14 protein-coding genes are annotated in these 14,391 nt (G+C 44.5%); 3 read left to right on the plus strand and 11 right to left on the minus strand.

What is annotated here, in order from left to right; all coding sequences use genetic code 11:
- Positions 1 to 2: 2 nt before the first annotated feature.
- From sdhC to C2758_RS07400, 3 genes are read right to left on the minus strand one after another with little or no spacing between them, the layout of a single operon-like run.
- The gene (gene sdhC, locus C2758_RS07390) at positions 3 to 362 is read right to left on the minus strand and encodes a succinate dehydrogenase, cytochrome b556 subunit (protein ID WP_215327610.1); all 360 of its coding nucleotides are present in this window, start codon (positions 360 to 362) and stop codon (positions 3 to 5) included.
- Positions 359 to 709 (minus strand): succinate dehydrogenase, encoded by a 351-nt coding sequence (locus C2758_RS07395; RefSeq protein WP_215327611.1) that lies wholly within the window; start codon positions 707 to 709, stop codon positions 359 to 361. The genes sdhC and C2758_RS07395 overlap by 4 nt, the downstream gene beginning before the upstream one ends.
- Positions 706 to 1,437, minus strand: coding sequence for a succinate dehydrogenase/fumarate reductase iron-sulfur subunit (locus tag C2758_RS07400; RefSeq protein ID WP_215327612.1), 732 nt, complete (start codon positions 1,435 to 1,437; stop codon positions 706 to 708). The genes C2758_RS07395 and C2758_RS07400 overlap by 4 nt, the downstream gene beginning before the upstream one ends.
- 83 nt (positions 1,438 to 1,520) lie before the next feature.
- Between C2758_RS07400 and C2758_RS07405 the strand changes: the two genes are divergently transcribed.
- A complete protein-coding gene (locus C2758_RS07405; protein ID WP_215327613.1) occupies positions 1,521 to 2,405 on the plus strand; it encodes a LysR substrate-binding domain-containing protein in 885 nt (294 codons plus the stop codon).
- A gap of 88 nt (positions 2,406 to 2,493) precedes the next feature.
- On the opposite strand, the gene C2758_RS07410 is transcribed toward C2758_RS07405, so the two are convergent.
- Together C2758_RS07410 and C2758_RS07415 are read right to left on the minus strand one after the other, a co-directional pair.
- Positions 2,494 to 3,477, minus strand: coding sequence for a tripartite tricarboxylate transporter substrate binding protein (locus C2758_RS07410; RefSeq protein ID WP_215327614.1), 984 nt, complete (start codon positions 3,475 to 3,477; stop codon positions 2,494 to 2,496).
- Between the two features lie 111 nt (positions 3,478 to 3,588).
- On the minus strand, positions 3,589 to 4,662 hold the full coding sequence (locus tag C2758_RS07415; protein ID WP_215327615.1) for a TauD/TfdA family dioxygenase: 1,074 nt from the start codon (positions 4,660 to 4,662) through the stop codon (positions 3,589 to 3,591).
- A 347-nt stretch (positions 4,663 to 5,009) separates the two neighbouring features.
- Between C2758_RS07415 and C2758_RS07420 the strand changes: the two genes are divergently transcribed.
- The gene (locus C2758_RS07420; RefSeq protein ID WP_215327616.1) at positions 5,010 to 6,647 is read left to right on the plus strand and encodes a thiamine pyrophosphate-binding protein; all 1,638 of its coding nucleotides are present in this window, start codon (positions 5,010 to 5,012) and stop codon (positions 6,645 to 6,647) included.
- A gap of 43 nt (positions 6,648 to 6,690) precedes the next feature.
- Entirely contained in the window at positions 6,691 to 8,064 is a 1,374-nt protein-coding gene (locus C2758_RS07425) for an FAD-binding oxidoreductase (protein ID WP_251369289.1), read from the plus strand.
- Positions 8,065 to 8,120: 56 nt separating this feature from the next.
- On the opposite strand, the gene C2758_RS07430 is transcribed toward C2758_RS07425, so the two are convergent.
- From C2758_RS07430 to C2758_RS07455, 6 genes are all read right to left on the minus strand, one after another.
- Entirely contained in the window at positions 8,121 to 9,269 is a 1,149-nt protein-coding gene (locus C2758_RS07430; RefSeq protein WP_215327617.1) for an iron-containing alcohol dehydrogenase, read from the minus strand.
- Between the two features lie 42 nt (positions 9,270 to 9,311).
- Complete coding sequence (locus C2758_RS07435) at positions 9,312 to 10,316, minus strand: galactitol-1-phosphate 5-dehydrogenase (protein ID WP_215327618.1); 1,005 nt, start codon at positions 10,314 to 10,316, stop codon at positions 9,312 to 9,314.
- A 10-nt stretch (positions 10,317 to 10,326) separates the two neighbouring features.
- On the minus strand, positions 10,327 to 11,100 hold the full coding sequence (locus C2758_RS07440; protein ID WP_215327619.1) for an SDR family NAD(P)-dependent oxidoreductase: 774 nt from the start codon (positions 11,098 to 11,100) through the stop codon (positions 10,327 to 10,329).
- Positions 11,097 to 12,410 (minus strand): histidinol dehydrogenase, encoded by a 1,314-nt coding sequence (hisD, locus tag C2758_RS07445; RefSeq protein WP_215327620.1) that lies wholly within the window; start codon positions 12,408 to 12,410, stop codon positions 11,097 to 11,099. The genes C2758_RS07440 and hisD overlap by 4 nt, the downstream gene beginning before the upstream one ends.
- Before the next feature lie 85 nt (positions 12,411 to 12,495).
- Positions 12,496 to 13,560, minus strand: a complete 1,065-nt coding sequence (locus C2758_RS07450) for an ABC transporter substrate-binding protein (RefSeq protein ID WP_215327621.1) — start codon at positions 13,558 to 13,560, stop codon at positions 12,496 to 12,498.
- A 31-nt stretch (positions 13,561 to 13,591) separates the two neighbouring features.
- A complete protein-coding gene (locus tag C2758_RS07455) occupies positions 13,592 to 14,389 on the minus strand; it encodes an ABC transporter ATP-binding protein (RefSeq protein ID WP_215327622.1) in 798 nt (265 codons plus the stop codon).
- Positions 14,390 to 14,391: the final 2 nt, after the last annotated feature.

A 14,391-nucleotide genomic window follows, 5' to 3' on the forward strand; every position in this document is an offset into this window, starting at 1 on the left:
AATCAATTTGCCAAATACAAAAATAGAAGGCCGCAAGCAATACCAAACAAGATAGCCACCTGGGTCCAAGCCTTACGTAGCCCGCGCCATGGACCGAACTCAATCATGATGAGTCGAATTCCGCCCACCAAATGGATCGCTAACAAAATAACCAGCGCCCATTCACCGAATTTAAAAACCCAAAAGTCCGTTAAGCCTAGATAGCGCTCAAACTCGCTAGCGCCACGCAATGACTGAGAGAGCATTAAGAAATGTAAGGGAATGAAGCAAGCCAGCAGTAAACCGGAGAATCGATGGCATGCGTATGCAAAATAAGAGAGATGAGACTTCGCGCGTAAATCAAGCTTTGGCCTAGAGCTCATAACGCACCTCCGGTGTAGACACCAATCACTGCTGTGCTTCCTAAAACGAGTATGAGGACTGCTAGGAGCGAAGATAAGGCCTTAGAGATGAATCCCTTAGAAAACGTTTCTTCGAGAATATTAGCCAAACCAATCGGCGCATGCACAAAGCAGGCTAAAACAAAAATCTCATAAAAAATAGCGAAAGCAATATTGCCTTGGGTGCGACCCAGAATTTCCTCAGCAGTTAAGCCGCCGCGTATTGCGTAGAAAATAATGATGAGGTGAATGGTGACACAAAGACCCAAAACCATGGCGCTGATTCTTTGGGCATACCAGAGCTTTGCCTGAAATACAGCTTCGCTCATAACTTACCCCACTTACTTCCTCGTACAGCAGCTCTTGCTACTAACTTTTTTAATCCAGAAATACTGGCTGTAGGTTCTAGCTTCTTAGGACAACGCTCAGTACAGGATCCCTGCGTATGGCATGCATGGCAACCTTCATCACCAGCAACGGCACGTAGGCGATCTAATTGCTGCACATCGCGAACATCATTTGTTAAGGTCCAAGCGCGATTCAGTGCGGCTGGGCCTAGGTAGTTGGGGCGGTTCTGAACAACTTCACAAGAGGAATAGCACACTGCACAACCAATGCATTCGATTCCAGCATTGGCTAATTGACGTTCAGGTGACTGCGGCTCCACTCTTGCAAAGTCATCGTGACGAGTTTTATCGCCTTTGAAGAAACCAACAGCACCCTTCCACTTATCAAAGAACTCTCGCATATCAGTAGCAAGGTCTTTAATAACTGGTAGATTGTTCAGAGGGGCGATTTCCAGGGAGTCCCCTTCAACAATCTGGGAAACGTGAGTACGGCAGGTCCAGCGAGCAACACCGTTCACTGTCATAGCGCAAGAACCACACATACCCACCCGACAGGCGAATCGGTAGCTCAGGGTTGGATCTAGCTTACGCTGAATAAAGGTAACGACATCCAGTACCGTTTGATTTGAATTTCGAGGCACCAAATACTCAACAAACTCACCCTCTTGAGCGCCGCGCCAGACTTTGACTTTGAGATCTGTATTAGACATGTGGTTAATTATATCGATAGATAGTAAAAAATAAATCGAATATAATTTTCTTTGAGATAAATAAATACTTTATATTAAATTTCATGTCTAGCATCAAAGTACTCAAGAATTTTTTAGCTATTTCTCGCCATAAGAGCGTGGCGGCGGCTGCACGTGAAATAGGCCTTACCGCTGCTGCCGCAGGACAGCAATTGCAGCAACTAGAGGCAGATATTGGAGTGGAGCTATTTGATAGAACCAAACGCTCTATGACCCTCAATCACCATGGCAGATCCTTAGTTGAGCCAATTCAAGAAATCATTGCACGCTACGAGGCCCTAGGATCGGACTTTAAATCCGAACTCAGTGGCACCATTGTTCTAGGCGCGCTAGTCTCAACCTTAATGGGCGCCTTTGGAAATACATTAAATGAGCTCAAGCAAAGCTACCCAGGACTAGAAATCAAGCTTATTGCAGGTCTCTCAAACAACTTCTTAGAACAAGTGATTGAAGGCAGTCTAGATGCAGCAATAGTGACTGAGTCACCCTATGCCTTACCTCAAAATGTGCAGTGGACGGAGTTATATTCAGAACCTATGGTGCTGATTTATCCAATAACCAAAAGTAGAAAAAACTTTGTCGCCGAAAACACATCGAACGATCTGCCATTCATTCGATTTGAGAGAAACACCTGGACGGGCCACCTTGTAGATCAAACCATTCGCGCAAACAAAATGGTGATTAAGGAAAGCATGGAACTTAATTCAGTGGAGGCGATCATTGAGCTAGTCAGACAAGGACTGGGCTTCGCAATTGTTCCGAGGCTAGCTAATATTGCCTGGGAGACTGACAAAAAATTGCATATTTCAGAATTAGCAGGAAAGACTATTTTTCGTAAGGTTGGCTTGCTAGAACGAAAAAAGCATAGCCGCCAAAATGTCACTCAAATTATTAAACAACATTTTTTATCCATCTTAATCAATAAATAACCTCCTAATTTGAGGCAGTCAATTGGATGTATTGAAGACGAAAAAAGTCCGACATTGCCGGACTTTTCCATGAAGTAAGATCAAAACTCTATTTTTTAAGATTCAACTCAGAACCCAATTTGCTATAGAGATCATATTGTTCTTTTGCAAAGGCTTCAGTTTCTGCCTGCGTGCGAATAGCTGAGAGTGCGCCAACCATATCATTGCCATTGATCCATGTAGGATTTTTTGCTACCTCTTTGAGGATAGTCTGCCACTTTTCAACCACTTCAGGGGCCAGCCCAGGAGGTCCGTATAGGCCGCTCCATCCCATCACCTTTTCAAGACTACCCATACCCTCCTCTTTTGCAGTGGGGATATTTGGAAAATCCTTTAAGCGCGAGGATGAAGATGTTACTAGAGGCCGCATTGCATTTCCTTTCAACTGCCCAGTAATCGTTGTTAAGTTATTGCATAAAAAATCTACTTCTCCGCTTAATAATGCAGTAGTGGCAAGTCCAGCACTCTTATAGGGAATCATGGTTGCAGCTGTAGATGGCAAACCAACATCACGCAAGAGCACTTCGACGGCCAAATGTTGTGTTGTACCTGCACCTGCGGTGGAATAATTAAGTTTCGTTGGATTTGCCTTAATTACCGCTATCAATTCCTTCATATTTTTATATGGTGCGTCAGGCTTCACAACGCAAACCAAAGGATTGAAGTCAAGCAAGGAAATGAACGTGAAGTCATTCCATTTGTAAGGAGTGCTACTCTCAAGTGCCGGCACAATCGCCTGAGAACCCGCTCTAGAAACTAATAAAGTGTAGCCATCGGGCGGGGATGTACGAACCTTTTGCGAGCCAATCGTACCCGATGCGCCAGCAATGTTTTGCACAATCACATTTTGACCCAATAGCTTGCTAGCGATAGGAGCTAAATTTCTAGCGGAAAAGTCGCTATCACCACCAACCCCATAAGGTGCGACAAGCGTAATAGGTCTATTTGGATAATTTTGGGCTGTTGCAATTTTAATCGCCAACGCCATCAAAAATAATGCCGGAACAAATCGTTTTTTAACTAACCGCAACATGCTACCTCCCTGATATTTAAGACATGGCATTCCATGGACGTATAACTTAATGCTAAAGACTATTGATAAAAAACAAAAGTAAGGGTTTTAACCAGTAAGTGCATTAATTCACTACACAGTTAACTCAACAGAAAGCTTGGTTCCAGGAACTAATATTCCACCCCTATCCCCCGGCATGACACCCCCCCAGCGAGAAGAAAAATAGGCTGGCAATGGTCTTCCTGATGGAGGCGCAATCCAAAGGCGTAGCAGATGGCGTTGGAGCTTAGGATCAGGCCAATTCTCAAAATCGTTTCTCGAATGAAGAATTTGATGGTTATGTAAGAGTTGAATATCACCCGGCTCAAAAGCCATTTGCAGCGCAAATCCCGGCTCTTGCAAAATAGAGTCAATTTCATCCATTACTTCAATTTGCTCAGGAGTTAGCCTTGGAGCTTGCGGATAGAGTCGCTGCGCCTCTTCAATGTAGTGCCTCAAGTAAACGCAAGACAAATGTCCTTCATGCCAATTAAAGATGGGGATCTCAAACCAGGGATCCCGGCCTTCAGGAACCTCTCCTCTGCGATCAGTTGGATATGAGGCAAACATGGCAGAAATTAAATCAGGCCTGCGTTCGACCATCTTGTTATAGAGCGTCATTGAGCTTGCAATGAAAGACTCACCGCCGATCTTGGCTTTTTGTAGGCAGAGTAAGCCAACAATATCAGCTGAGTCGGTATGGTAATCAAGCTTTCTATTGGTTTGATAAAAACGTACGCCAGCTTCAACCTTGACACCTTGATCGCGCACATGTCCCAAAAGATGACCTTTGCCATTACTACTTCTTAAGCTACCCATATGACGGCCAAGCCCCATATAAACAGCAGCAGCCTTTTCTATTGACCAGCTACTAACTGGAAGTCCTCGTAACATCAGAAATCCACGTCCAGCAAGAAGTTCATTTAATGCTCCAGCAATAAAGGGAGCGAGCTTTTTCAATGGGAATGACTCAGGGCTAATATCTTCCAAAGCATTACCTGAGCTAAGAAAGTGATCGGCGGCAGCCTCAAGCTCAGCAATTTGTTCAGAGTCCCAATGCACAATCCAGCTGGGATCATTTTGAATAACCCCACCCAGCCATGCGCCAGCCCCCTCAATCATGCGCGGAGTACCGTCTACTTTATTTTCGATGTGTTCTGCATGCATATTCATTCCCTCATTTATATACATTCATTTAGATCTTGATTGCGCTTGAATGAAAACTAGTCTATCCGAAAAGATATGGAAAATAAATCTTAAATTCACCTTTTCAGATCAATTTATTTTCTTTTTAAAATCCTCATATAACCAAACTCTATAGATGATGTTGAATGATTAAGGGTTATCACTCATTTTTACCCAGGACCATGCACATTCTGTGTCACCTAAACATTCAGGAATGAATTAGTTTAAGCAATACAACGTAAACTGTTTTTGATGAAATGCAATTGACAAAATATCGTATCCTGCACTGACTAATATCTACACTGAAAAAAATTTAGGGATTTAATTTTATGGCTACAAAAATTACCAATGGTGCCGATAACTTTATCAAAGCACTTGAGCTTGCTGGTGTCACTAAAGTGTTCACACTTTCTGGAAATCACATCATGCCAGCGTATAACGCAATATTTGATTCCAAAATTGAACTGATACATACTCGGCATGAGGCTGCGGCTGTCCATATGGCAGATGCATGGGCGAGACTGACTGGCGAAGTTGGTATTGCTTTGGTTACAGGCGGTCCAGGACATGCAAATGCAGTCTCAGCCCTTTATACTGCGTCAATGGCCGAATCGCCGGTCGTCCTTATCTCCGGCCATGCACCTTTAAATCAGCTGGGTATGGGCGCTTTTCAAGAGATGGCTCAAGCAGATATTGCCGCACCCCTAACAAAAGCATCTTGGACATGTCAAAACGTTGAGGATATTGCTTTCGATACGGCAAAAGCAATACGAATAGCAAAATCAGGAAGGCCTGGCCCCACTCATCTCAGCCTACCTAGCGATATCCTAGAATCCACTTCTGCGCCAAATATCTCGATGCCCTCAAGCGAGGACTTTTTAGAAGAGCATAAGCCCGCTAAATTATCAGATATTTCATCGACCTTATCGCTCTTAATGGCCGCAAAGAAGCCGCTCATACTTGTTGGGCCAATGATGCTTTCAAAATCTGGAAGAAAAAAATTACTTCACCTTCAGGAAGTATTAAATATTCCTGTTATTGGCATGGAAAGTCCTAGAGGTATAGGTGACCCAAGTCTTGGCGCCTTTTCTGAGGTTCTATCGCAGGCCGATTGCATTCTCTTGCTTGGCAAAAAGCTCGACTTTACTTTGAAGTTTGGTAATAGTCCTGACATTAATCAAGCATGTACCTTTTTACAAATCGACCCCGAAGAAAAAGAAATTGAGCGCCTAAAAAATGCAGTGGGCGATCGCTTGAAGTCCGCATTCATATGCGATACCCCTATCGCCATTAGCGCACTAATTGCTGCTAAGCCTTTAAAAAATTTAAGCCTGGATGACTGGTTAAAAGAAGTAGGGTCAGCCATTACATATCGCCCTGCTGCCTGGAAAGATTTAGAACCACGCGAGGGTGGAATTCATCCAGCACAAATATTTTTACCACTCCAAGAAATATTGGATAGTCACCCCGATTCCATACTGGTTAGCGATGGGGGAGAGATTGGGCAATGGGCACAGGCATGCTTGAGGGCGCCGAATCGTGTTCTTAATGGTATCGCTGGCTCCATTGGAGCCGGCTTACCTTTTGCATTAGCCGCAAGAGTTGCAAAACCAAACGTGCCCATCATTGCAGTAATGGGGGATGGTACTTTTGGCTTTCATAGCGCTGAGATTGATACGGCCGTTCGTTATAACTTGGATTTTGTCCTTTTGGTTGGTAATGATGCTCGGTGGAATGCTGAATATCAGATCCAACTAAAGGATTACGGCAAAGAAAGGACTATTGGGTGCGAACTACTGCCATCTAGTTATGAAAAAGTTTGCCAAGCTTTTGGTGGTTACGGTGAGCTGGTCACAAACTCGGATGCGATACTGCCCGCGGTAAAACGAGCAATTGCGAGCAAGTTACCGTCTTGCCTCAATATCATGATCGAAGGGCTAGCGGCACCTAATATCAAAAGGAGCTGATCTGACTAAGTACAATAATTTCCTGGAGCAATGCAGTGGAATCATTGGATCAGACTTTGTATCCAACTCAAACGCCGATAAACAATCCCACTTAACGGACTGGAGCAAACGGTTCTCAGGGAATGCGATTGCTGTATTGAAGCCAAAAAATGTTGGTGAGGTCGCCTCCTTAGTTTCATTATGTAATCAAAATAGAATACCAATTGTGCCGCAAGGTGGAAACACTGGTCTTTGTGGAGGCGCAACTCCTATGGATGAGCACCCATCAGTTGTGATTGTCACAACTAGACTCAATCAAATCCATGAAGTTAATCTTGAAAACTCTACGATTACTCTTGATTCTGGAGTGCTGCTAGCTAGTGCCCAGGAGGCTGCAAAACAATCAGGAAAGTTATTTCCTTTAAGTCTAGCATCCGAGGGGAGTTGCACTATTGGCGGAAACTTATCCACTAACGCAGGAGGAGTTCAAGTTCTTCGTTATGGGAATATGCGCGACCTTACCCTGGGTCTTGAGGTAGTTACACCATCCGGGGAAATATTCAATGGATTACGCGGACTGAGAAAAGATAATACGGGGTATTCTTTGAAAGATATCTATGTTGGCTCTGAAGGGACGCTTGGAATCATTACCGCTGCAACACTAAAGCTATTTTCATTGCCTCGCTCAAAAGCTACCGCCCTAGTTGCACTTAAAGATGTCCAATCCAGTATCAAGCTCATTGAATTAATCAACCAGCATTGCAATGTAGATTTAACTGCATTTGAGATTATTTCATCTTCAGCGCTCACTCTTGTATCTACTGGAATAGAAAAATTATCCAGACTAATTAATGATCAATCCCATTGGACGGTACTAATTGAATTATCTAGTATGGAGGATGAAGAAAAATCGTATGCCCAGCTTGAGACTTTGCTTGAGAAAGCCTTTGGTATAGGGCTAATTAACGATGCTGTTTTATCTAAATCTCTCCAGCAGTCAAAAGATCTCTGGAGAATAAGGGAAGGCATACCAGAGGCGCAGTTTATCCTGGGGACAATCGTGAAGCATGATATTTCGTTACCAATATCAGAACTAGCAAAATTTGTTGCATCTACAGAAGTGAAATTGAGAAAATTTTGGCCTCATTTGCAAACAGTCATTTTTGGACATATTGGTGATGGCAATCTACACTACAACATTGCTCCCATTGCCCCCGAACTTTCTAAAGATCTTGAAATAAGACGAAAAGATATCAATCAATTAGTTCATGACGAAGTATATAAATATTCTGGCTCATTTTCAGCTGAACATGGAATTGGGCAATTAAAACGAAATGAGCTAATAACAAGAAAAAGTTCTATAGAACTGGAATTGATGAGAAGTATAAAAAGAGCTCTTGACCCACAGGGAATTATGAATCCTGGAAAGATTCTCTAGAAAATAATAGATATTTCTGAGATTTTCTACGATCCATTAATTGAGAACTTGCTTATCTATAGTGCTTCTTTATACAGAGCAGCAGCATCTGCCAGTTGAATTTCCCGCGGACTATTCATCAAAAGACGGGTTTGCAACATAGCATCTTTAGCCAATTGATCTATGTCCTTTTCAGCAATCCCAACATCTCTTAAGCGCGTAGGTAGCCCCAATTCTCCAGCCAGAGAGCCCAGGTAATCTACCAATTGCTCGGCTTGTTGCATGGTTGAGCCTTGCAAACCAGGCTTGATAATCTGCCCAAGCTCGGCATACATCGCATGCGCCACCTTTAAATTGAAGCGCATCACTGGGGACAGCACTAGAGAATTCGAGAGTCCATGGGGCACATGAAATCTTGCCCCTATTGGATAAGCCAAAGCATGTACTCCAGCGACTGGTGCATTGGTAAATGCCATTCCACCTAAACATGCTCCGAGCAGCATATTTTCCCGAGCTTCAATATCTCCCCCAGTGAAGACTGCACGATGCAGGTTTTTCGACAGCAATTGCAGCGCTTCTTTTGCGAGGCAATCGGCTATGGGATTTTTTAAATGCTTCGTTGTAAATGCCTCAATTGCATGCACCATCGCATCAATTCCAGTTGCTGCAGTGACATGCGCAGGAAGACCCAATGTTAATTCAGCATCTAAAAGCGCAAGGTCCGGCAATAGATGCGGAGACAGGACGCCCTTCTTTTCACTCTCACTCACTGTCACCACCGAACTTTTAGTCACCTCTGATCCGGTGCCTGCGGTGGTAGGTACCAATATCAAAGGTAGCCTTGGCCCCTTAGCATTGCCGATACCGTAGATATCAGCTAATTTCTCATGGCCCAGTGATAGCAGTGCAACTAGTTTTGCCACATCCATCGAACTTCCACCGCCAAAGCCCACAATGCAATCAACCTGATAGTCTTGCGCCGCCTTGACTGCCGCCTCAATTATTGAAACTGATGGATCAGCCTGAACTTCTGAAAAAATATGCACCGGAATATGCAGTGTCTCAAACTGAGGCAGCGCTTTTTCAAGTAATCCCGCAGCAAGAACACCGGGATCTGTAACAATCAAGACTTTACTAGCGCCCTGATCACGAGTGATTCTTGCCAGCTCGGTGGAGCCTCCCCGCTGAACCAATATGGAGCGAGTGGAATGAAAATCAAATTGCATGGGCAATCCCTTGATAATGATTTAAAGCAATCAGCAATGCCATTAGAAGGGCTTCAATAGAACCTTTGCAGCAGCAGTCTTGCCGGCATGTAAATCCATGAATGCTTGAGGACCATCATCTAAAGATCGCTTTTCCACCCAAGACAAATCACCAAAAGCATTACGAGCCAATAAGTTAACCGTGGCCTGCAAATCAACTGTTGAGTAGGTATAAGTTCCTAGTAGCGTAATTTCTGCAAGAGTTAATTTACGCATATCAATTTCGCTTGACCAATCCTGTAGGCCGACATGCATGATTACGCCCCCAGGCTTGATAGCAGCCATGGCAGTATTGCTAGTCACAGCAGCACCAACGCAATCCATTACAAATTCATAGGCATTCTCAGTTACCTTCTCTTCAACTGGATTGTAGGTTTTACAAGCAGCGTGGAGTTCAACCGCTTTTCTTCGCAATGGATTTACTTCGGCAACAGTCAAATCACCAACCCCATAGTGCCTCAGAAGCAAGGCTGCCAACATTCCAATCGCTCCACCACCGATGATCAAGACGCGACACTCCTGAATCGGTCGCTCAAGTGCGCGCATCGATAAATTAATCGCATGAACCGCTGTTGCAGCTGGCTCAGTAAGGGCTGCTGCATCTACAGAAAGACTTTCTGGGATGGCAATCAAGGAACTTGCGGGAATACTCATATACTCCGCAAATGCTCCAGGCCTAGTCATCCCAACCATCGTGCGGTTGGCGCATAAATTATTTCTACCCTGCAAACAATACTCACAAGATCCACAGGTAATTAGCGGATTTCCCGTCACTCTTTGACCAGTAGAAAATAATGGGGTGCTAGCCTCTGCTACTGTTCCAGCAAATTCGTGCCCCAACACAAGGCCTGGATTTCTTCTGGGGTCATGCCCATGAAAAGCATGCATATCACTACCGCAAATTCCAACCGACTCAATTTTTAAAATAACTTCTCCATCAACCAAGATGGGATGTGGTCGATCTAAGATTTGCATCTCATTAGGTTGCGTATAAACCAAGGCTTTCATAGCTCTCTCCTTAGGATGCGGTGTAACCACCATCCAGCATGATAGTTTGACCAGTGATGTATGAGGATGCGTCGCTGGCTAAAAATATTGCCAAGCCATCGACATCTTTAATCTCTCCATTGCGACCAATAGCCGTTTTACTTGCGTGCATTTTGACTAACTCAGGATCACCAAAGACTGGCGCAGTCAATGCGGTTGGGAAAAAACCGGGGCCAATAGCATTACAAGTAATGCCAAATTTTGACCACTCCTGCGCAATCGCACGAGTCAACTGCACTATTCCACCCTTGCCTGCGCCATAGGGAGCACTGTTTCCAAATGCTCTAAAGCTTTGGAGAGAGGCAATATTAATAATGCGCCCCCACTGCTGGGTCTTCATTTGAGGAGCTAAGGCCTGCGTCAAAAAAAACGGGGCACCTAGGTGGACATTCAATTGCTCTTGCCAACTTTTCGGAGAGACCGCTGCAAATGGCTCGCGCAAATTCATACCAGCAGCGTTCACCAAAATATCAATCTTTTCTAACTTATCCAATGCCTTCCGGGACAACTCGGTTGATTCCTCAAGCACACTGAGGTCAGCTGTAAAGCAAGTCACCTCAACACCTTGCTTACCAAGACGCTGGGCAGCTGCAAGCAACTGCCCCTCTCTACGAGCTGCGATGGCGATCTTGGCACCAGCGAGGCCAAGCGCTAGAGCCATACCCTCACCCAATCCACTACTACCACCTGTAATGAGGACAGTTTTTCCCTGTAAACTAAATAGTTGATTAATCTTCAAACTCATACTTCCACCGGAGTCCCAAGATCAAACTTTTCATTCGGGAAATACTTTTCCAAACGATCGTCGGCAGTCCGGGCATGTGCCTCCATGCCCTCTAAACGACTGATCCTAGCGGTCACTAGAGCCATCTCCTTGCTACCTTCACGAGTCATCTTCTGCCAGGTGAGGGTTTTCATAAACTTATGGACCGATAATCCACCCGAGTATCTAGCGGCACCTTTAGTAGGTAGAACATGATTTGGTCCGCTAGTCTTATCTCCAAATGCGACCGTGGTCTCTTCACCCAAAAATAGCGATCCATAGCAGGTCAAATTACTTAACCACCAATCCAAATCTTTTGCATGCACCTCCAAATGCTCGCTGGCATATTTATCCGACACCAGAGCCACCTCTTCGCGCGAACTACAGACGATCACCTCACCATAGTCACGCCAAGCACAAGCTGCCGCATCCTTTGCGGTAGGCGGCAATAAATCAATCATTTTCGGTACCAATTGCATCACTTCATGCGCTAGCTTTTCTGAAGTTGTAAATAGCCAAGCAGGGGATTCATGACCATGCTCTGCTTGCCCCACTAGATCGCTGGCAACAATCTTAGGATCAGCTGTTTCGTCAGCAATAATGCCTATCTCAGATGGGCCAGCAAAAACATCAATACCCACTTTTCCGAAAAGCGTACGCTTGGCCTCTGCAACAAATTTATTCCCAGGGCCTACAACAACGTCAGCAGGCTTTCCAGTGAATAGCCCGTAAGCCATAGTAGCAATTGCCTGAACGCCCCCTAAAGTCATAATCACATCGGCACCGGCGGCCTTAAAGGCATAAAGCACATAGGGGTGCATTCCCCCTCCACGAAATGGACTGGAGCAGGCAATAATATTTTTTACACCAGCAGCTTTTGCAGTAGCAACCGTCATATAGGCTGATGCGATATGGGCATATCGACCAGAAGGCGCATAGCATCCAACCACATTTACCGGCAACACCACTTGACCAGCTGTCACACCAGGATGCAAGGTTGTTGAAAAATTTTGAATACTATTTTTTTGAGCAATCGCGAAGTCGTAAACCTGCTTCACCGCAAAATCAATATCTTTCTTAACGTGATCAGGGACTTGTGACAGAGCTGCATTGATAGCTTCATCAGACATCACTATTTCACCAGACCATTTATCGAGCTTGGAGGCATATTCTTTAACGGCTATCTCACCACTCTTCTCAATATTCGCCAGCATTTCAGTCACTACTTGCTGCGCAGTGGATGTTTCAGTTTCTGGCGTCTTCGCAGCTTTTTTTAAATAGTTTGTAGACATTTTTTAACCTTCATTTTGTAAGCGCTTACAGATTGTTTTCTAAAAAATGAGGTTTCCCCCATTTTTTAGATTTACCAACTAACTACTACTTACTGTTATTTGCAAACTCTCGGAGTTTCTTGTCTGCGTTGACCATTTTCATAAACTCGTCAGTAATATATTCATTAGCTGGCGGAATAGTTTGAATGGCTCCAGTAGATTGCATAAATGCGGCTATGGAATTAAACCAACCGTCAACTTGTGAGGGCCCTTTAGAGCTGTCCATAATCTTCAATTCACCAGCAAGATCAAAAGTTGGACGAGTATCGAACTCTTTCTTCATTGATGCTTCAGAAATCGTTACGCCACCCTGCTCATAAAACTTTTTCATCATGGCAATAGCTTGTGGCTTATTAGCATTCATCCACTTCCAGGTACGCAAATAAATTGCCAAGAATTTAGCCACATTTTGTGGATTTTCTTTTGCATAATCACCACGCACAATCAAGGCTCCGGGTACGATTGCCCCGCCGTCTTTGCCGCTACAAATTACCTTAGCACCAGCCTTTTCTTCTAAGGTATAGATATTAGGTGCCCATACGCCACCAAAATCTGCGTTACCTGATGACATCGCAGAAATAATCTCGCCCTGGCCCATATTTTTAATGGTGACATCGGTTTTAGATAAACCATACTTCTTCAAGCAAGATTGGACAGCATAATCACCAGTCGAGTTGCCTGTAAGAACAATCGTCTGTCCTTTGAGTGACTGCGGATTCGCAGCAAAGGCTTCAGCAGCTTTTGGAGTTGCTAATAAAGCATTACCCATGGACTCGTCATTAGAAAGTCCAATAGTCTTAATTCCGAAGCGCACATAGCCCAATACCGCCGGCACTGATCCAGTACCCCCTACATCCCAAGACTTTGAGGCGGAAGCAGCAATTTGAGGCACTCCGGCTGGAAATGTACTGAATTCAGGCTTGAGACCTAGTTCAGCCCACCAATTTTTCTCAGTAGCAACATAAAATGGCAGCGCCCAATAAAGCGCAGGCTGATAACTCACCTTAATTTCCGTTAAGGCAGGCTTTGCTTGCGCCTGCACATGACTAATGCTGACTGCCGTTAGGACAGTTGCCCCCAAGATACTTGCTAATGTTTTTTTAAATTGCATTTTTGTCTCCCTCGTTATTTACCAAAATAAATTAATGATCAACGCCTAGGTTTTGCTCCCGTAACAACTTCCAAATCTGACTACGTAACTGCACAAACGAACTTAAATCCATCACATCTTCAATGCGTGTATGGGTATCCCAGCCCTCTTGTTCACGAATAGGCTTAATTTCAATTACATCCCGAATCAGACCAGGCCTTCGCGACATCACCACTACACGATCCGCGAGATATACCGCCTCTTCAACTGCATGCGTAATAAATAAAACCGTCTTAGGATTTTTACGAGCAAGTCTTACGAGCTCTTCCTGCATCACTACTCGTGTTTGCGCATCCAATGCACCGAACGGTTCATCCATCAAAAGCACCTCTGGCTCGAGCACATAAGCGCGTGCAATGGCGACGCGTTGTTGCATGCCACCAGATAATTGATGGGGATAAGCCTTCTCATAACCCTCTAAACCCATTAAGGAAATTAATCGGGCTGTCTTATCGCGCTTTTCTTCAGCACCCATACTCATCGACTTCAAGCCAAACTCAATATTCTCTTGAACTGTCTTCCAGGGAAATAAGGCAAATTGCTGAAAAACAACCGCGCGATCGGGACCTGGACCTTTTACTTCTTTGCCGCCAACCAGAACACGCCCCTTAGTCGGCATCTCTAAGCCAGCCACCATACGCATGCAAGTAGTTTTACCGCAACCAGATGGTCCAACAATCGCCACGAACTCCTTGTCTTTCACTACCAAGTCAATACCGCCCACGGCTAAAAACTCTTTACCGCCCTGCTTGAAGCTTCTCTCTACGGAATCAAAAACAATATCTGCCATAA

The organism is Polynucleobacter sp. AP-Sving-400A-A2 (genome assembly GCF_018688155.1).
Lineage (GTDB): Bacteria > Pseudomonadota > Gammaproteobacteria > Burkholderiales > Burkholderiaceae > Polynucleobacter.